The sequence below is a fragment of the Tunturiibacter empetritectus genome (assembly GCF_013410875.1).
GTDB lineage: Bacteria > Acidobacteriota > Terriglobia > Terriglobales > Acidobacteriaceae > Edaphobacter > Edaphobacter empetritectus.
Genome location: NZ_JACCCU010000002.1, coordinates 227635 through 246825, shown reverse-complemented (window position 1 = coordinate 246825; position 19191 = coordinate 227635). Strand labels below are relative to the sequence as shown.

Below are 19191 nucleotides of genomic sequence, written 5' to 3'. Positions count from 1 at the left end.
ACTTGTATACCCCTTTGGTTGGCGCTCCCGTTGGTCGCGAGCTAAAGTCTGTGCCGACCAACGGGAGGACCCACGGCGGTTGTTCCAACACGACCGGTACACGCGTCACGAAGTGACCGCCGCCCGCGTAGGGCGCACTTCACCTTAGTCCATGAGCTTGCGTGTGAGGTAGGTGTATTGTTCGGCGCGGGTGTTGGCCTGCTCTTTGAGGTTGGCTCCGGCGGCGTGACCGCCTTCGACGATCTCGTCGTAGAAGAAGGGCTTGTGAAACTCTTCGAGGCGTGCGGCGAATTTGCGGGCGTGGACGGGGCCGACGCGGTCATCTTTGGTGGTGGTGAAGATGAGCGGCTCGGGGTAGTTGGTGTTGGGATTGAGCTGGTTGTAGGGGGAGATGTGGGCGAGGAACTTTCGCTCATCTGGGATGGTGACGGTGCCGTACTCGCCGACCCAGGAGGCTCCGGCGGCGATGTGCTCGAAGCGGATCATGTCGAGCAGGGGGACCTGGATGACGACGGCGTTCCACATCTCGGGATGCTGGGTGAACTCGACGCCCATGAGGAGGCCGCCGTTGGAGCCGCCTACGATGCCGAGGCGGCGGGGTGAGGTGATCTTGCGGGTGAAGAGGTCCTGGCCGACGGAGGCGAAGTCGTCGTAGATGCGCTGGCGGTGGGTCTTGAGGCCGGCGTCGTGCCAGGCGGGGCCGAACTCGCCGCCGCCGCGGATGTTGGCGAGGACGAAGGTGCCGCCTCGCTCAAGCCAGAGCTTGCCGAGGATGGGATTGTAGAGGGGCGTCATGGAGACCTGAAAGCCTCCGTAGGCGTTCATGAGGGTGGGGTTCGAGCCGTCGTACTTGATGTCTTTGTGGCGGACGAGGAAGTAGGGGACTTTGGTTCCGTCTTTGGAGGTGGCCTGGAGTTGCTCGACGATGAGATTGGAGGCGTCGAACTGGGCGGGGAGAGTTTTGGCGGACTTTAGACTCGTCGATGCGGCGTCGCCGAGAAGGAGGGAGGAGGGCGTCAGGAAGCCGGTGGTTTCGAGGAAGAACTTGTTGTCGGAGGTGTTGGTGGTGGCGATGCTGACGCTGAGGTTGTCGGGGATGTCGAGTTTCTTGCGTGTCCAGGTGTTGTTGGCTTCGTGGGTGTAGAGGTAGGCGCGGCCTTGTACGTGGTCGAGCGTGGTGAGGAGGAGATGGTCTTTGGTGATGGCCGACTCCTGAAAGAACTCTTCAGTAGTGGGAGTGAAGATGACGGTGGGCTTGAGGTGGACGGGGTCCTTCTTTACGGCTTCGAGGTCGAGTGCAATGACTGAGCCTTGAGGGAAGGTTTTCGAGTGGCCTTCGGGCTTCCAGTCCTGGTTGAGTTCGACGATGAGCTGGCCGTCGAGCATGCCGTGGGTCCGCGACTTGCCAGGCACGAAGACTTTTTTGGGACCGCTGTCGGTGTAGAGGAAGGTCTCACGCTCGAAGAAGTTGACTCCGCGGTCGAGGATTACAGCGGTGTGACCCTGGCTGTCTTGAATTGCGGCTGCGCCGACTTCTACGTCGGTAGGTGTGCCTCGATAGACTTCTTTGGCCTGGTCGAGGGTCTGGCCGCGCTTCCAGAGCTTGATGACGAAGGGATAGCCGGATTGGGTCATGGTGCCTTCGCCCCAGTCGCGGGCTACGAGGAGGGTGTCTTTATCGACCCAGGTTACGTCCTGCTTGGACTTCGGTAAGACGAAGCCGCCTGCGACGAACTTTCCGGTCTTGAGGTCGAACTCGCGGAGTGTGTCTGCGTCTTCGCCGCCGGCGGAGAGAGAGACGAGGCAGAGCCCGTCTCCGGGGTAGAGGCAGTTAAGGCCCTTCTCGACCCATTTTTCGTTGTCCTTTGCGGCGAGGGCGTCATAGTCGATGACGGTCTGCCAGTCGGGCTGGTCGGTGAGGTAACTGTCGAGGGAGGTTTTGCGAAGAATGCCGCGGACGTGCTGGGCGTCCTGCCAGGTGTTGTAGATCTCACCGACGCGGAAGTCTGGAGTTGGGAGGCGGGTGGGCGATTCGAGCACCTTGAGCGCTGTTTCGGCGAGCGCGGGGTATCGCGGGTCGGCTTGCAGGACTTTGGCGGAGCGGGCATTTTCTTCGTTGACCCAGGCCATGGCTTTGCCGCCGGAGACGTCTTCGAGCCATTGGTAGTTGTCGGGCTGCTCGGGTGTGGTTTGGGCGGTGGCGTGAATGGAGCCGAAGGTGGTTGCTGTTGCGAATGCGATGAGGACTGCTGCCCTGCGGCTCGTGAGGTGCATCTCGTCTTTTTTCCTTCCTGATACTCACTTGGTGCGTTTGGCGGCGGTAGGTGAGCTGGTGTGCGGAGAGAGCCAGTGTAGCGTAGGTCTCGCCACGGGTGTCGTGAACTTTCTTGGGAAATGAAGAACAGACAACGGCTTGAACGTGTGGGTGGAAAAGGGCGAGCGGTTTGGGCAGGTGGAGTTCGTCGGGATCCTTCGCTGCACTCAGGATGACGGCAAAGGCTAATACGGCTTCGCCTGGACTCAGGACACTAGGTCTTGCATAGCTCTTCGGCGATGGTCTCGCGATGGTTCAGCGCGATGGTGTCGAGACGGTTGAGGACGTGGAGGTAGAAGAGGAAGGCTGCCACAGCGAGGGCGAGGAGGATGGGGATCATGAGCCAAGGTTGGCCCAAGTGTTGGCTGAGAAGGACGATGGCAAAGCCGATTCCGAAACAGGCTAGAACAACGCCCAATGCGATGAGAGCGCTGAGTTGAGAGGTCTGTTTGCGGCTGATCTTCGACAGGTCGATTTTTTTTGGTGCGCTGAGGGAGCGGAGATTGCCGATGGCTCCGTTGGTGAAGGTGGCGAAGACGAGCCAGCAGAGGGTTGCGAGGGCGATGAGGAGCGATGGAGTGCCGGCGCTGAAGGTGAGAACTGCGAAGATGAGGCCGAACTCGATAAGGCTGAGGAGGAAGCCTATGAGGTTCTTTGCGAGGAAGACGTCGCGGAGGCGGGTGGGGCTGAGGAAGTAGAACTGGACGCCGGGGCCGTCCATGCCGAGGCCGTTGTAAGAGAGGATGGAGACGCCGAGGAGGGAGTAGGCGACGGCGGCGGGGAAGACGAGGCTGCCGCCGGTACCGCTGGCTCCCATGCGGTTGGCGAAGAGGAAGACCATAAAGATGGGCGCGATGAAGCCGTAGAGCTGATTGGTGTTGCGGCGGAGGTAGAGGAGCTCCTTACGCAGACATGCGGAAAGGATGGGGCTGAGGCTGAAGAGGCTGCGGGTGGGCTGAGCCGTTGCGGACGGCGCGCCGGCGATGCGCTGCGGGGGCGAGATGCGGGTTGCGGTGGGTTGGTGGGAGACCTGGCTTAGATTTTCGCCGCGGAACTCGCGATGCATACGCCAGGCGTAGATGGCCAGGAAGAGGCATCCGAAGGCGGTGAGGCCGAGGAGAGATGCGATGGCGATGAGGTGGTGTCCCTGCGTAGAGCTGACGATGGAGGTGGCGGCCAGGCCGGGTGGAAGGAAGTCGGCGATGGGGCGAATGCGGTTGAAGATTTTGATGAGGATTGGAAGTTTGCTGGCGTGGTGGCCGTGTTGGAAGGCTGGGTTGAAGTTTAGATTGATGTACTGAAAACCGAGGGAGCCGAAGATGATGAGAGCGGTGAAGATCTCGCTGGCGCGGCGGGTGGAGAGCCAGCGCTCGACCCAGGTGGTGGCCATTCGGGTGAAGAAGATGTTTGCCAAAGCGAAGACGAGGAGAGTGAGGGTGGCCCAGGGGATGAGCGAGGGCCTGGCTATACCGATGCCGATGTCGGTTGCGATGAGAGCGAGAGTGCCAATGACGTTGGCCGCAGAGAGGAGGCCGAAGAAGAGGCGCGCCAGGAGGTAGCGGGGGAAGCTGATGGGGAAGCGGATGATGGTGTTGACGTCGAAGCTGAGGCCCGGCGCGGAGATGTTGAGGACGACGAGCTGCCAGAGCAGGAAGACGCCCCAGGTGATTGCGGAGAGCATGGCGAGGCGATTGGTGACGACGAGAAGATGTGCTCCGATGCCTGCGCCGAGGATGGGGAAGATGGCGATGATGGCGAGGAAGGGGACGAAGAGGATGCGGGCGATGAGTTCGCCGGTTCCACCTTTGCGGCGGAAGGCGTTGCGGAAGATGCACCAGCGCAGTTGGGCGAGGGCGGCGAACTGGGCGCGGCTTTGGGCGGAGGTCCAGGGTTGATTTGGAGGTTGGCTTGGAGTTTCGGTTAGCCCAGCCATGAGAGCTCCTGCTCGGGTTGGATAGTGGCAGGATCGCTGCCTACTATGTCCAGGAATATTTGTTCGAGGGTGAGGATCTGGTTGCTGCCGTTGCCTTCGGGGTTGCGGGCCTGGACGCCGGCTCGGAGCTCTTCGAGGGAGCCGTTGGCGATGAGGTGGCCGCGGTCGATGATGGCGATGTGGGTGCAGAGGCGCTCGACGATCTCGAGGACGTGGGAGGTGAGGAAGATGGTGGCGCCGCGGGCGATCATACCCTGGAGCATGGCTTTGAGGGTGCCGGAGGCGATGGCGTCGACGCCTTCGAAGGGCTCGTCGAGAAAGAGGATGCGGGGGCCGTGGATGACGGCGGCGGCGAGGGCGAGTTTTTTCTGCATGCCGTGGGAGAAGTCGGTGATGAGTTTTTTGGTTTCGCCGGCGAGGCTCATGAAGTCGAGGAGTTCGGTGGTGCGGGCGGCGGTGATGGCGGCGTCGAGGCCGTACATGCGGCCTACGAAGCGGAGGTATTCGGCGGCGGTGAGGCGGCCGAAGAGAGCGAGGCCTTCGGGGACTACGCCGATCTGGCGCTTGACCTCGATGGGGTTGGTGGCGGCGTCGAGGCCGAGGATCTGGATGGAGCCGGAGGTGGGGGCAAGCAGGCCGGTGAGCATCTTGATGGTGGTGGATTTGCCCGCGCCGTTGGGACCGAGGAAGCCGAAGAACTGGCCGGGAGCGACGGTGAGGTTGACGTCCTGAACTGCGGTGAATTCGCCGAAGCGGCGGGTGAGGCCTGTGGTGGTGACGGCGGGGACCATGTGGGGGAAGGATATCGCAGTGGATGTGTGGGCAGGGCAAATTAAGGGTGCTTTGGGTTGTCTATTGCCTCGATTCTGCTGGGTTGAGGTGCGGGAGAGATCCAATGAGGTAGGAGCTGCGTCAAAGAATCGAGGCGGAAAAATGCAACAACACATGAAGATGTGGGTTGGTATACTTAAAAGTCAAGTTATTTAGCTGGGTTGAAGATGTAGTTTGGTTTTCGGCAGGACGCGACGCTCGGTCAGCGAGACTGCAGACAGGTTTTGAATGAGTAAGATTCTCGAGACAATTAACTCTCCCGCTGATGTGAAGAAGCTTTCGATCGCGGAGTTGACGCAGTTGGCAGAGGAGATTCGGGCGCGACTGATTGTGGGGGTTGCAAAGACGGGCGGACACATCGGTCCGAATCTTGGCGTGGTGGAACTGACTCTGGCGATGCACTATGTGTTCGATACACCGACCGATAGCTTTGTCTTCGATGTGAGCCATCAGGCCTACGTGCACAAGCTACTGACGGGGCGGGAGAAGCTGTTTCATACGATTCGGCAGCCGGGTGGACTGAATGGATTTATGCTGCGCACTGAGAGCGAGCATGACAGCTATGGTGCCGGGCACGCAGGAACGGCGCTGAGTGCGGCGCTGGGGATGGCTGTTGGCCGCGACATGGCGGGTGGGAAAGAACACATCGTTGCGTTGGCCGGGGACGCGGCGTTTACAAATGGCATCTCGTTTGAAGCGCTGAACAATATTGCGGCTCAGACGAAGAGATTGATCGTGGTGTTGAATGATAATGCCTGGTCGATTGATAAGAACGTAGGGGCGATTGCGGAGTACTTCCACAAGATCGTGACCAATCCTACGATCTCGAGTCTGCATGATCGAGCGGCCGATCTGCTGGAGCGGTTTGGCGGGAAGACGGTGCGGCACGTTGCTCGCAAGGCGGAGGAGGCGGCGAAGGGTTTGATTGGGCCGGGCACGCTCTTCGAAGAGTTTGGGTTGAGTTACTTCGGGCCGCTTGATGGACATAATCTGCCGCTGCTGATTGAGACGTTCCAATTTTTGAAGCAGCAGAACAAGCCGGTGGTGCTGCATGCGATCACGCAAAAAGGAAAGGGTTTTCAGCCTGCGATAGAAAAGCAGAAGAAATTTCATGGGCTGGGGCCTTACGATGCGCAGACCGGTGAGACCAAGCCTGCTGGGCAGAAGACCTACTCGGAGATCTTTGCAGAGTCGTTGACGAAGCTGGCTACGGCGAACGATAAGGTGGTGGCGATTACGGCTGCGATGCCGAACGGCACGGCGCTCGATCTTTTTAGGCCGCATCATCCGAAACGGTACTTCGACGTGGGGATCGCGGAGGAGCATGCGGTGATCTTTGCGGCTGGAATGGCGACGAAGGGATATAAGCCATTCTGTGCGATCTACTCGACGTTTTTGCAGCGGGCGTTTGATCAGGTGGTGCATGATGTCTGTCTGCAGAATCTGCCTGTGGTGTTCTGCATGGATCGCGGGGGGTTGAGCGGGGACGATGGGCCGACGCATCATGGCCTGTTCGACATCAGCTATCTGCGCAGCGTGCCGAACCTGGTGCACATGGTGCCGAAGGATGAGGATGAGTTGGCCGACATGATGTATACGGCGATGCTGCATGAAGGGCCGAGCGCGATTCGATATCCGCGTGGGACTGGGCCGGGCGTTCAAGTGAAAGAGCAGCAGGTGGCGCTCGCGATCGGCAAGGCTGAGGTGATCTGCGACGGAGTGGATGTCGCTATCTTCGGCCTGGGTGCGATGTTGCCGGAGGCGGTACGGCTTGCGGAGATGTTGAAGCTGGAAGGATTTTCTGCGGCGGTGATCAATCCGCGCTTTGCGAAGCCGGTGGATCGCGATTGCGTTGGGGAGTTTGGCGGACGCTGTGGGTTGGTGATTACGTTAGAGGATCATGTGCTGGCAGGTGGGTTTGGCTCTGCCGTGATGGAGACCTTGAACGAACTTGAGTTGCAGGTGCCGGTTGTGAGGGTGGGCTGGCCGGATGCGTTCATCGAGCATGGCAAGGTGGAGTCGCTGCGGGAGAAGTATGGCCTAACGGCAGAGGCAGCGCTTGAGAGGTCGAGACCTTATCTCAGCAAGATGATGGAGCAGGTGCTGGCTAAGCACTAGGTGGAAGGATTGGCGGCCTGCAGTTCGCAGCGCGTGTTTTTTCAACTTCTTTAGCGGCCTTGATAGGTTCCGTTAAGAGCGACTTTCAGCGATGGGTCAGGTGCGCGAGCAGCTCGCTGGTGCGGGCGTGACGATAGGCGAAGGTGCTTCGTAGCTGGGAGGTAACGAAGAGGCTGTTGGCTAAGGTGCCCAGTTTGCCCATCGGCAGTTCGTAGTTGACTTCGTCCTCGAGCAGGGTGCCCGAAGTGACGCTGCCTGAAAGTTCTGTTCGCGTCTGCGGTTTTACGTGGTGGCAGTGATGCCAGTAGGCGAAGGGACCGCGGAGCTGCTGGTCGCAGAAGTGATCGTTCCAGGCGAACTCAGAGATCTCAGCGTCCCATGAAACTCGAATTGGCGAGTATGCGAAGGGCCGAAAGCTGAGGGTCAGCCTGGTTCCGGCACCGGCTGTGATGCTGTTGGAGGTTACGGGTTGCGTGGGTGGGGGTGCGAGGGAGATCTTCTCGATGCGGGCCTTTTGCCAAGGGAGCATGAGCCGGGGGAGGTTGTCGGGGTTTGAGAAGAAGGCGAAGACTAGTTCGACAGGGTAGGGGAGCCACTGTCCGGAGTGGAAGGTGCGGCGCATCGCTGAGTCGGTTATAGCGTGTTCGAAGGGAGAGCGCGAGGGATGCAAGGCTGTTGAGCAAAGAGTGTTTTTCATGGGGTGAGAAAAAGGGCGCCTCGTTATGAGGCGCCCCAAGGGAACTGCTGGAGGAAGACACTAGTTGGGCATGAGGACGGTGTCGATGACGTGGATGACACCGTTCGACTGGAAGACATCGGCGGTGGTGACGGTGGCCGTGCCGCCCTTGGCATCGGTCAGAATGATGTTGCCGCCGGACATGCTGGCGGTGAGATCTTCACCCTGGACGGTCTTAAGGGTGGCTTTGCCGCCGCCCTTTTTGATCATCTTCTCGAGTTCCTTAGAGCTGATCTTGCCGGCTACGACGTGGTAGGTGAGGATCTTATCGAGGGTGTCCTTGCTCTCTGGCTTGACGAGAGTGTCGACGGTGCCGGCGGGGAGTTTGGCGAAGGCGTCATCGGTTGGGGCGAAGACGGTGAAGGGTCCGGGGCTGTTGAGTGTGTCGACCAGGCCACCTGCCTTGACGGCAGCGACGAGGGTCTTGTGGATCGGCGAGTTGACTGCGTTCTCGACGATGGTTTTAGTGGGGTACATCGCAGCGCCGCCGACTTCGGGATCCTTCTGGGCGTGGGCGCTGAGGGAGGTGATGGCCAAGGCAGCAACTGCCAAGGTCGCGAGGAAGGTCTTCTTCATTGTCGTTATCCTTTATCGTTCTTGTATCGTTCTTGTATCGTTCTTGATTCTTAGAAGTTGGTTCCCTGCAAGGGCACTCATAAGCATCTACGTGCGCTTGCTGAGACTGGATTGGTCTCGTTCCAATCATGCTCGTGAGATGTCCTTTCAGGAGGCGGCGTTAGGAGGTCTATTGGGTGCGCGTAACAGTTGAGGGGAAGATGTTGATGGGGTGAAGATGCGTGACACGAAGGTGGCGTTGACAATTTCATCGCGTCCTCGTCAACTGAAGGTCTGATGATGTTGAAAGAACCGATCAGCAGGAGCGAGTCGATACAGGCACCGGAGCACGGGCATCACGCGACCGGAGTGCATGATCGTGGGTTGATGCTGATCGGGCTTTTCAAGCTGGCGAAGGCGATCTTCTTCTTCTGTATCGGTGCGGGCGCGATTCATCTGCTGCATAAAGATATCGGCGATGAGGTGACGCGGCTGGCGCTGAAGCTGAGATTTGACCCTGAGAGCCGGCTGGTTGCTTTGTTGCTGCACAAGGCTGACCTTATCGATGCTCATCGGATGCGACAGATCAGTGTCGCGACGTTTGGCTACTCCGCGCTGGCTCTAACAGAGGGGATTGGACTGCTTCTGGAGAAGGTGTGGGCCGAGTATCTGACGCTGATCCTGACGATCTCTTTTTTACCTTGGGAGCTGTATGAGCTGGTTCGAAGGCCCGACTGGTTTCGCCTGAGCCTGTTGCTCATCAATCTGGCAGTGCTTGCGTACCTGGTGTGGCTGCTTCGGCGGAAGAAGTTGCTAAGTGGGAGCTAGCGTTTTCGCTTTTATTTCGCTTACCAGATGGATTCACGCTCTGCAAGTAACAGAGTTGGTATGAATCAACCGAGCCAACACTACAGCTAGCGGTTACCTCTTCGGTATACACAAGTAGCTGAGTTTTCCACATTCCAATATGGGAAATACACAGAAGTTGCACAAATTAGTCCTTTACAGGGCTAGATACCTCGGCGATGCTGGTGGAGCGAAGTAGAAGATTTTGGAGTTTCGTGGACCAAACTAGGTTCCTTGACAATAAGATTCTACGATGCGGAGCTGGTTTGAACCAAAGATGAGCCGGGAGAGGTATCGAGGTCGTTATGTTTCGGGGAAATCACCCAACCCGCGTGGACGAGAAGGGCAGATTGAAGCTGCCTGCCGAGTTCAAGCGCCGTGTGGATGAGCTGTATGGCCCCCAGTTCTACATAACGAGCATGGATGGGAGGCGGGCGCAGGTTTACCCGCTGAAGGAGTGGGAGCAGATTGAAGCGTCGCTGTCGAAGATGTCCCCAATGGATCCGGTACGGAAGAAGTTTCAGGATGTAACGAACTTTTACGGGCAGATGGCGGAGATGGATGCGCAGGGCCGGGTGCTGATTCCGCAGAAGCTGCGGGAGTTGGCGAAGGTGACAGGCGAGGTGAATGTTCTGGGGTCGCAGACGCTGCTTGAGGTTGTGAATGCGGAGATGTTCGACGCGGAGATGAAGAAGGCCAGTGGCGCGGTTGAGCTGACGGACGCGGATCTGATGGCGTTCGCAGAGAAGACAAAGGTTGTTGCTTAAAGGTTGCAAGGTGGCCCCCAGGGGCAGCACGGAAGGCGGGTTGATATGAAGAGTCCGCAACATGTGCCGGTTCTTTTAGAAGAAGTTCTGGAGTACTTGAATGTGCGGCCGGGCGGCGTGGTGGTTGACGCGACGCTGGGTCTGGCGGGGCACTCTTTGGAGATTGCGAAGAGGCTGGGCGGCAGAGGCAGGTTGATTGGCTTTGACCGTGACCCGGAGGCGATGGAGAAGGCCAAGGCAAGGCTAGAAGATTTACGGGTCGAGCTTGGAGACGAGATGCCGGAGGTGGTGTTTGAGCCGAGGGCGTTTTCGGAGGCCTCGGGAGTGATCGAGCCGGGAAGCCTGGATGGATTGCTTGCCGATTTTGGCGTGAGCAGCCTGCAGCTGGACGAGGCGCACAGAGGATTTAGTTTTCGGACCGATGGCCCGCTTGATATGCGGATGGATACGCGCAGCGGAGAGACGGCCGAGCAAGTGGTAAATCAGGAAGACGAAAACGAACTCGCCGACCTGATTTACGAATTCGGAGAGGAAAGGAGGTCGCGGAGAATCGCCAGAGCCATTGTTAGGGCCCGGCCGATTACGACTACAGCAGAATTGGCTCGAATCGTATCGGCCGAGGCCCCACCAATGAAAAGCGAGAAGATTCATCCGGCTACTAGAACCTTTCAGGCACTTCGGATTCGAGTGAATAACGAGTTGGGAGAGATTCAATCGCTGCTGAAGAGCGCGGGGTCTCTGTTGAAGCCGGGGGGAAGGCTGGTGCTGATCAGCTTTCACTCGTTGGAGGATCGGCTGGTGAAGGATGCGTTCAAGGCGGCAAAGGACGCGAAGGTATTTGAGGTCTTAACGAAGAAGCCGGTTGTGGCGGCTGAACAGGAACAGATGAGAAATCCGCGGTCGCGTAGTGCGAAGTTGAGGGCGGCCGAAAAAATTTAGGTACAAGATTCTCTATTGCACTAAAAATGGTGCAGTCTATAGATAGAGAAGACAAGTGATCGGGCCGGGGTTGTCCCACCTTCTTTCAGGCGAAAGACAACTCTGCAACACAAAGTCCCTTCCTCCATAGCGATCCCGGCCCGGTTCGTACGTTAAGGAGAGTGGCAAGGTTTGATTGAGAGATAGAGATTCAGAGGCGAGTTTTAGAGAGGTGCACCATGGCAGCTTCGGCGATGGCAGGACAACAGCTAGAGATGTTGGGTTCGCGGGCGCAGAGCCGTGCGGAGTCGCTGACGGCGCGGAATCGTGAGCTCTATGAGGCGCAACGGCGCGCGCGGCGTGGACCGACGCCAGAGGTCTTCTTTACCAAGCACATCGACAACAGCCGCATTGTGAAGGCGGACGATCCGGAACGGCGTCGCGAGATGCGCACGTTTACCGCAGTAATGAGCGTGTTGTTTGTGCTGGTGATGGTCTATGTGTGGCAGCACTTTTCTGCGATTGAGATTGGGTATCACGTTGAGGCGCAGAAGGCGCAGGTGGAGCAGTTGCGGGAGGAGAATCGGCAGCTTCGCTTGTCCGAGGCGCAACTGACCGATCCTGGCCGGATCGATCGGATTGCAAAACAGCTTGGTCTGGGCGAGCCCCAGCCGGGCCAGGTAGTGCGGCCGGAGGGCGGCGGAGATCCGAATGCCCCGGCGCTGGCGCAGGCGAGCGCTCCGGCGATGCAGATGGCTCAGTAGTGGATCGTCGGGTCGTCGGCAGAGGGTGTTCGACTTTGCAGAGAATGTCTGACGAAGAGGACCGGGAAGTACACTAACGATAAAGCAGGGATGAGATGAACAAGGCGCCACGGCAGACGTTGACCGCTCCGATACGGAGGATCCGTTTCGCCTATGTGGCGCTGTTTTTTTGCGCCTGGACGGTTTTGATCGCGGTACGTCTGGGCTGGTTGCAGGTGGTGCGCCACTCGGACTTTGTGCATCGTGCGGCGCTGCAGCAGCAGAGGACGTTCGAAGTGGCTCCACGGCGGGGGATGCTGTATGACCGTAATCTGCGGGAGCTTGCGGTGACGGTGCAGGTGGATAGCGTCTATGCGGTGCCGTCGGAGCTGGGGGATAATCGTGCGAGTGCGGCGGAGATACTGGCTGAGATTGTGCATGCGGATCCGAGGGACAACTTTACATCGCAGCAGCAGATGCTGGCTCGGTTCAACGCCTCGAGGAACTTTGCCTGGGTTGCACGGAAGGTTGATCCTGGTATTGCTGATCGTCTGCGCGAGCTGAATTTGAAAGGCGTCTATTTTCAGAAGGAGTTCAAGCGGTTTTATCCGAACAATGATTTAGCCGCGCAGGTGTTGGGGTATGTGGGTACGGATGATGTAGGGCTGGGCGGGCTGGAGCGACAGTTCGATGAAGATATGCATGGTGAGCCCGGTCATATGCTGACTGCGCTCGATGCACGGCGGCACGTGTTGGGCAGTGAAGAGAGTCAGCCGATGCCGGGTGAAAATCTTGTGCTCTCGATCGACGCAAATATTCAGTACATGGCGGAACGGGCGCTGGATGCACAGATGCTCAAGACAAAGGCGCTGCACGGGACGGTGGTGGTGCAGGATCCGCATACTGGGCAGATTCTTGCGCTGGCGATTTCACCTCGATTTAATCCGAACGACCAGAGGCACATGGACGCGAGTGTGCTGCAAAACCTGGCTGTGAGTGATGTGTATGAGCCGGGGTCTACGTTCAAGCTAGTGACGTATTCGGCGGCGCTCGATGGCGCAGGTGTGCAGCCGACGGACCTGGTGGACTGCCAGAACGGGGCGATGACGATGTATGGCCGCACGCTGCATGACGATCACAGCGACCACTTCGGCGTGGTGACGGTGCAGTATGCGCTGGAGCACTCGAGCGACGTAGGTGCGGCGAAGATGGCGTTGAAGCTGGGGCCGAACAAGTTCTATGGATATATGCGCGGATTTGGTTTTGGCGACCGGTCAGGGATCGAATTGCCCAGCGAGACCCGAGGGCTGCTGCGGTCACCGAAGAAGTGGGGATCGACGAGCATCCTGTCGATGGCGATCGGGCAAGAGGTTGGCGTAACGCCGGTACAGCTGGTGACGATGGTGAGTGCGCTCGCGAATGGCGGGGTCTACATGCCGCCGCATGTACTATTGCAGTCGACTGATGAGATGAAGGGGGACGCAAGATTGAAGCCCGCAGCATTTCGGCCATCAAATCAGTTGCCGGCCACACTGCCGGATGGGGCTCATCGGGTGATCTCAGAGATGACCTCCGCGAAGATGCGGATGATGATGCAGGGCATCGTGACCGAGGGGACGGGCAAACTGGCTGCGTTGAACGGTTACAGCTCTGCGGGCAAGACTGGGACCGCACAGAAGATAGATGTGGCGACGCACACATACTCTCATACGAAGCTCGTAGCGAGCTTTGCGGGATTTGCGCCAGTGAGTAATCCGGCGATCTCGATCGCTGTGGTAATCGATACGCCGACAGCTGGTGGTGAAGCAGCGCACTACGGAGGAGCAGCGAGTGCGCCAGTGTTTGCGGATGTGGCGCAGCAGGTGCTGGAGTATCTGGGTGTACCGCATGATCAGCCGTTGAAGACCCAAAAAGAACTGATTGTTGCGGCAAAGGCGGACGCGGAGGGGGATGCGCCGAGCGAAAACACAGCAGATCTGAATGCGATGTTCGATGATGTGAACAGCTTACCGGCGGATGATCCGCTGCGCACCCCGGCGGCCGCCGCGGCTGCCGAGGTTGCGGTGAATAAGACTCCGGTAGCTGTGACGCAAAAGGCGCAGGGTAAGACAGCTGAGATTTTGAACATGCTGCCGGTGAAGGTTCTGGCGGCGTTCCATTCAGGGGATGGGAGCGGTTCTGTGTCTCCTGCGTCTGCGCCACTGTCAGCGCAGAAGGCTCGTCCTGCTGTTGATGCAAACGAGAAGGGCGCGGTTGTCGTGGATGCGGGACTACGTGTGCCTGTGCCCTCGTTTGAAGGGTCGGGGCTGCGGGGGGTGGTGGAACGTGCGGATTCCGTGGGTTTGCGGGTGCAGGCCGTGGGAAGTGGGTTGGCTAGAGAGCAGGCTCCGGCGGCGGGGACGATGGTACCGGCAGGAACTGAGATCGTGGTGCGGTTCAGTCGATGATGGTCAGGTGCTGGGAGATATTCGGAATCTCGGCTAGCATCGCTCTATGAGTTGTGAGACGGTGAACTGGCAGACAGTTTGCGAGGGCTTGAGCGCCATGGATCGGTATTGCACTTCCGTCGAGGTTTCGGGGGTGGAATATGACTCTCGGCGGGTGAAGAGCGGGCATGTGTTTGTCGCGATGCGGGGTGAGGCGACGGATGGAAATCGCTATATAGAGGCGGCTGTCGCGAAGGGGGCGACGGCGGTGGTGACGGACTCTCGCGAGGCTTATGAGAAGCTGCGCCATGAGCATGTGGGCGTTGGCGCGGCGTTGGTGGAGCGGGGGAGGCGGGCGCTGGCAGAGGTAAGCGCTGCGGTCATGGGGCATCCGGAACGTGATCTTGCTTTGAGCGCAGTGACCGGGACGAACGGAAAGACGACTACGGCATTCTTGCTGGAGGCGATGCTGCGTAGTGTGGGACGGACGTGTGTGTTGATCGGGACAATTGAGACACATGTTGGAGATGAGGTGCGGGTTTCTCCGCATACGACGCCAGAGTCGCGGGATGTTCTGGAGATCTTTGCGGATGGTGTGAAGGCGGGAGCTACGGAGGCCGTTATGGAGATGTCATCCCATGCGCTGGAGCAGGAGCGTGTCTGGGGGCTGCCGGTGGATGTGGCGATGTTTACGAATCTGACACAGGATCATCTGGACTATCACGGGACGATGGAGAAGTACTTTGCGGCGAAGGCGCGACTGTTCGAAGGAGTTGGGTCGACTCCTCCGAGGATAGCTGTTGTAAATCATGATGATGAATATGGCGGCTTGATTGAGAAAGCAGCTATAGGATGCAGCGAACTTTGGACTTACGGGTTCAAGAAAAACTACGGTGGGGTTCCAGAGTTTCGCGCGGAGAATGTGACCCTGCAAGCAGGTGAAACGTCTTTTGATTGGAAGACGCCAATGGGGACAGTGGAGATGAGATCTTCCCTGACCGGGCGAGTGAATGTGTACAACCTGCTAGCAGCATCTTGTGCTGCCTTGGCTCGGGGTTTGAGTTTGGAGCAAATTGCGGAAGCTGCTGGTAAGTTGATGCCTGTTCCGGGACGCTTTGAGACCATCGCGAATCAACTCGGCTTTACTGTGGTGGTGGACTACGCGCACACGGACGATGCTTTGCGGAACTTGATCTCGCTGGCGAGGGAGTTGGTGGCGGAGCGCGGGGCCAGGGTGATCACTTTATTTGGCTGTGGCGGCGATCGGGATAAGACGAAGCGCCCGCGGATGGGCAGGGCGGCGGGCGAGGGAAGCGACCTTGTGGTGCTTACGAGCGACAATCCTCGAAGTGAAGATCCGATGACAATTATCAACGAGGCTCTGGTGGGGGTGCGGGAGACGACGGCTAGGTGCATAGTAGAGCAGGATCGAGCTGCGGCGATCGAGATTGCGATTCGCGCGGCCAAGGTTGGAGACATTGTTCTGATCGCTGGAAAGGGCCATGAGAAGGTGCAGATCCTGCGAGATGGGACGGTGCCGTTTGATGATGTGGCAGTAGCTGCTGAAGTTTTGAGGGAGATAGCGTGAAGCTGACCTTGGGGAAGATTGCTGACTGGATTCATGCCGATGGCGAGTTCGATACGTCGGCCGAGGCGGAAGGCTATGGGATTGATTCGCGGACCATCGGCGCAGGGGAACTTTTTTTCGCCGTTCGCGGCGAGAGACTGGATGGACATGACTATGTAGAGGCCGCGCTTGCGAATGGGGCGGTCGCTGCGGTAGTGAGTAATCGATGGGTCGTGCCGGCTGAGGTGGATGAAAGGCGGTTGTTGCGGGTGGCAGCGTGCGATGACTGTGTGTTGATGGCGCTGCAGCAACTGGCTCATGCGGTGCGGCGAGAGTGGGGCGGGAGGGTGATCGGCGTAACCGGGTCGGCCGGAAAGACGACGACCAAGGAAGCCGTGGCGCAGGTTTTAGGCGCGAAATTCAAGGTGCTGAAGTCGGCAGGCAACCTGAACAACGCGTTTGGGCTACCGTTGCAGCTTCTGAAGTTGGAGCGGGAGCATGAGGTTGCGGTGATCGAGATGGGAATGAACCACGCGGGGGAGATTGCCGCGCTGTCGAGGATTGCGGAGCCCGATTGGGCGGTGGTGTCGAACGTGGGGCCGGTGCATCTCGAGTTCTTTCCGGAGGGACTAATTGGAATCGCACGGGCGAAGTATGAGTTGATTGAGGCACTGCCCGCGGACGGCATCGCGGTTTTGAACTTCGATGACGCTTTTGTGGCGGCGTTTGGCCGTGGACTGGGAGAACGCGCGGTGTTTTACGGGTTTGGCGAGGGTGCGGGTGTGAGAGCTGTGAACGTGGCGGAGGTGGGTACCGAGGGCGTGGTGTTTACGGTGGAGGCCAGGGGGCAGCGTGCGAGTGTGCAGTTGAAGATGTTGGGGCGGCATAATGTTCCGAATGCGCTGGCCGCCATTGCAGTGGGCCTGCAGAGCGGGATGGGACTGGGGGATTGTGCTGCGGCTGTCGGTGAACTGCGGGCAGGAGACAAACGTGGCGAGGTTCTGGAGTGGCGGGGGGCGACGCTGATCAATGACTGCTATAACTCCAATCCGACGGCGCTGAATGCGATGATCGATGCGTTGATGGCGATTCCGGCGGAGCGACATATTGTGGTTGCGGGGGAGATGCTGGAGCTTGGTCCGGATTCGGCTGCGCTGCACGCAGCGTGCGGTACGAGGATGAAGGAGAGGGGGGTAGATTTTGTGCTTGGAGTACGGGGCGCGGCCGAGGCTACTGTCGAGGCGGCAAGAGCTGCGGGTACGGAGGCGCTTTTTGTCACGAGCCCTGAGGAGGCGGGGGAGTGGCTGGTTGCGAATGTGCGTCCGAGCGACGTAGTGTTGTTGAAGGCTTCGCGGGGCGTGCGCCTGGAGAAGGCTTTGGCGGCGATTGCCGGAAGGCTGTAGGACGCTTGGGGTTTAAACGCATCTGACTGATTTGCCGGGCTTGATTTTGACGAGCTTGGTTTACCGATTTGCGGTACTAGAACCTAGGGGAGTGGAGAGATATGTCGAGCAATGGGAATGCGCTGGTCAAAAGGGAGTCCGATTCGGCGCTGAAGAAGCATGCGAAGAAGGCGATGAAACATGCCGCGAAAAAACACCCGGCAAAACATGCCGCCAAGCATGCTAAAAAAGCTGCGAAGGCCGCGAAGAAAGCTGCAGAGAAGGTTGCGGGTTCTGGATTTGTCTATGCAACCGATCATGGGCTTATGACTGCGTTTCACCACATGCAGCGGGCTTCGGTGGTGATCTCGTTGATGGAGAAGGGGACTGGGGAAGATCTGAGGGATCTGCTGGAGCGTGGGGTGAAGCTCTACCGCAAGGCGACCGAGGGTGAAGAGGGCAACAAGTTTGTGCTGCGGGCGATTGGGGTTTTGCGCGCGGCGGAGCATCTGTCGCTGGCGGGTTTGTATGCAGCTAGGGACAAGCACCGGCAGAGGGTAGCGTCGCCTTCGCCGGAGTGGCTGGAGAGATTTATTGCGGAGGCGGATCATCGGCTGGAGAAGATCGAGAACGCAGAGCGCGGCAAGGGGACGGATCTTTTTCCGGTGACGGTGGAGTTGCTGCGGCAGGCGGAGGATTCGGACCACGATGCACATCTGGCGTTCGAACTTGCGATGGCGGCGGATGCGCTCTGCTTTGCTCTGGAGCATGGGCTTTGAGCTGAGAACCTCGGATTCGGTGGGCATTCGAGTTGGTTCACAGATGAGATAAACCAAGGATGTGGGGGATGGTGCTGTTAAGATAGCCGTGACTCGCAACGAAAACGGGCATTAGCTGCGGGTAAAGGCGGAGGCGTTTTGCTCTATTGGTTGCTGTACCAGAAGCTGTTCCCTTACTTTCGGCTGTTTCGCATATTCCGATATCTGACGTTTCGTACTGTGTTTGCGAGCCTTACGGCGCTGCTGATCGGGTTGCTGATCGGCCCGTATGTGATCGAGAAGCTGCGCGAGTTTCAGATTGGGCAATACATCCGGGAAGAGGGACCGCAGTCGCACCAAAAGAAGAGTGGGACACCGACGATGGGCGGGGTGCTGATCTGCATCTCGATTTTGGTGCCGACGTTGATGTGGTCGGATCTTTCGAATCCCTATGTGTGGCTGGTGATGCTGTCTACGCTTGCGTTTGGGGCGATTGGATTTGCGGATGACTATATCAAGGTGGTGCACCGGCAGAATCAAGGCCTGACGGCGAGGGCGAAGTTGGGTTTGCAGTTTATTGCGAGTGGGCTGGTCGCGGCTGCGCTGGTGGTGATGGAGATTCGCGGGGGCTACTCGACACGGCTGATGGTGCCGTTTGCAAAGCGATTCAGGCCGGACCTGGTGTGGGAGTGGATGGGGCATATTCCACATATGCACTGGCTGGTGTTTGTGCCGTTCGTTGTGTTTGTGATGATCGTGATTGCGGGCGCGAGCAATGCGGTGAATCTGACCGATGGATTGGATGGGTTGGCGATTGGGTGCACGATCATTGCGGCTGGAGCCTTGACGGTGCTGACCTATGTCAGTGGGCATGTGGTGTTTTCTGATTATCTTGAGCTGCAGCGAATGCCGATGGTGAGCGAACTGACGGTTTTTTGCGGGTCGATGGTGGGCGCTAGTATCGGGTTCCTTTGGTATAACGCTCATCCGGCTGAGATCTTTATGGGGGATGTTGGGAGCCTTGCTCTGGGTGGGGCGATTGGAACGGTGGCGGTTGTGATTAAGCAGGAGTTGCTGCTGCCGTTTATTGGCGGGGTGTTTATTCTTGAGGCGTTGAGCGTGATGCTGCAGGTGGGGAGCTATAAGCTGAGGAACGGGAAGCGCATCTTCAAGATGGCTCCGCTGCACCATCACTTTGAGTTGATGGGATGGTCGGAGTCGAAGGTGATTGCGCGATTTTGGATTCTGGCGCTGGTGTTTGCTTTGTTCGCGTTGACTACTTTGAAGCTGCGATGAG

At 58.6% G+C, this 19191-nt stretch carries 15 protein-coding genes; 10 read left to right on the top strand and 5 right to left on the bottom strand.

Annotation, left to right across the window (positions count from 1 at the left end; genetic code table 11):
• Positions 1-144 precede the first annotated feature (144 nt).
• The 3 genes from HDF08_RS13170 to HDF08_RS13160 form a co-directional block, all read right to left on the bottom strand.
• Positions 145-2274: a prolyl oligopeptidase family serine peptidase gene (locus tag HDF08_RS13170; RefSeq protein ID WP_179639137.1), complete on the bottom strand. Its 2130-nt coding sequence runs from the start codon at positions 2272-2274 to the stop codon at positions 145-147.
• A gap of 254 nt (positions 2275-2528) precedes the next feature.
• Positions 2529-4247, bottom strand: a complete 1719-nt coding sequence (locus HDF08_RS13165; protein WP_179639136.1) for a hypothetical protein — start codon at positions 4245-4247, stop codon at positions 2529-2531.
• On the bottom strand, positions 4235-5038 hold the full coding sequence (locus tag HDF08_RS13160; RefSeq protein ID WP_179639135.1) for an ABC transporter ATP-binding protein: 804 nt from the start codon (positions 5036-5038) through the stop codon (positions 4235-4237). Before HDF08_RS13160 ends, HDF08_RS13165 begins: the two co-directional genes overlap by 13 nt.
• A 268-nt stretch (positions 5039-5306) precedes the next feature.
• Here HDF08_RS13160 and dxs point away from each other — a divergent pair, with 268 nt between their 5' ends.
• The gene (gene dxs, locus HDF08_RS13155) at positions 5307-7196 is read left to right on the top strand and encodes a 1-deoxy-D-xylulose-5-phosphate synthase (protein ID WP_179639134.1); all 1890 of its coding nucleotides are present in this window, start codon (positions 5307-5309) and stop codon (positions 7194-7196) included.
• 85 nt (positions 7197-7281) lie between these two features.
• On the opposite strand, the gene HDF08_RS13150 is transcribed toward dxs, so the two are convergent.
• A complete protein-coding gene (locus tag HDF08_RS13150) occupies positions 7282-7866 on the bottom strand; it encodes an SRPBCC family protein (protein ID WP_257031117.1) in 585 nt (194 codons plus the stop codon).
• An 87-nt stretch (positions 7867-7953) separates the two neighbouring features.
• A complete protein-coding gene (locus HDF08_RS13145; RefSeq protein WP_179639133.1) occupies positions 7954-8508 on the bottom strand; it encodes a fasciclin domain-containing protein in 555 nt (184 codons plus the stop codon).
• 276 nt (positions 8509-8784) lie between these two features.
• Here HDF08_RS13145 and HDF08_RS13140 point away from each other — a divergent pair, with 276 nt between their 5' ends.
• From HDF08_RS13140 to mraY, 9 genes are all read left to right on the top strand, one after another.
• Entirely contained in the window at positions 8785-9315 is a 531-nt protein-coding gene (locus HDF08_RS13140) for a DUF2127 domain-containing protein (RefSeq protein ID WP_257031116.1), read from the top strand.
• A gap of 323 nt (positions 9316-9638) precedes the next feature.
• Positions 9639-10100 carry a division/cell wall cluster transcriptional repressor MraZ gene (locus HDF08_RS13135; RefSeq protein WP_179639132.1) on the top strand — a complete coding sequence of 154 codons (462 nt, stop codon included), beginning with the start codon at positions 9639-9641 and terminating at the stop codon, positions 10098-10100.
• Positions 10101-10145: 45 nt separating this feature from the next.
• Complete coding sequence (gene rsmH / locus HDF08_RS13130) at positions 10146-11039, top strand: 16S rRNA (cytosine(1402)-N(4))-methyltransferase RsmH (protein WP_179639131.1); 894 nt, start codon at positions 10146-10148, stop codon at positions 11037-11039.
• A gap of 218 nt (positions 11040-11257) precedes the next feature.
• Positions 11258-11782, top strand: coding sequence for a cell division protein FtsL (gene ftsL / locus HDF08_RS13125; protein ID WP_179639130.1), 525 nt, complete (start codon positions 11258-11260; stop codon positions 11780-11782).
• Between the two features lie 95 nt (positions 11783-11877).
• Positions 11878-14208 (top strand): penicillin-binding protein, encoded by a 2331-nt coding sequence (locus tag HDF08_RS13120; RefSeq protein WP_179639129.1) that lies wholly within the window; start codon positions 11878-11880, stop codon positions 14206-14208.
• A gap of 97 nt (positions 14209-14305) precedes the next feature.
• Positions 14306-15775: a UDP-N-acetylmuramoyl-L-alanyl-D-glutamate--2,6-diaminopimelate ligase gene (locus HDF08_RS13115; protein WP_179639928.1), complete on the top strand. Its 1470-nt coding sequence runs from the start codon at positions 14306-14308 to the stop codon at positions 15773-15775.
• On the top strand, positions 15772-17157 hold the full coding sequence (locus tag HDF08_RS13110; protein WP_179639128.1) for a UDP-N-acetylmuramoyl-tripeptide--D-alanyl-D-alanine ligase: 1386 nt from the start codon (positions 15772-15774) through the stop codon (positions 17155-17157). Before HDF08_RS13115 ends, HDF08_RS13110 begins: the two co-directional genes overlap by 4 nt.
• A gap of 101 nt (positions 17158-17258) precedes the next feature.
• On the top strand, positions 17259-17915 hold the full coding sequence (locus HDF08_RS13105) for a hypothetical protein (protein WP_179639127.1): 657 nt from the start codon (positions 17259-17261) through the stop codon (positions 17913-17915).
• A gap of 138 nt (positions 17916-18053) precedes the next feature.
• Positions 18054-19190: a phospho-N-acetylmuramoyl-pentapeptide-transferase gene (mraY, locus tag HDF08_RS13100; RefSeq protein ID WP_179639126.1), complete on the top strand. Its 1137-nt coding sequence runs from the start codon at positions 18054-18056 to the stop codon at positions 19188-19190.
• Position 19191 lies beyond the last annotated feature (1 nt).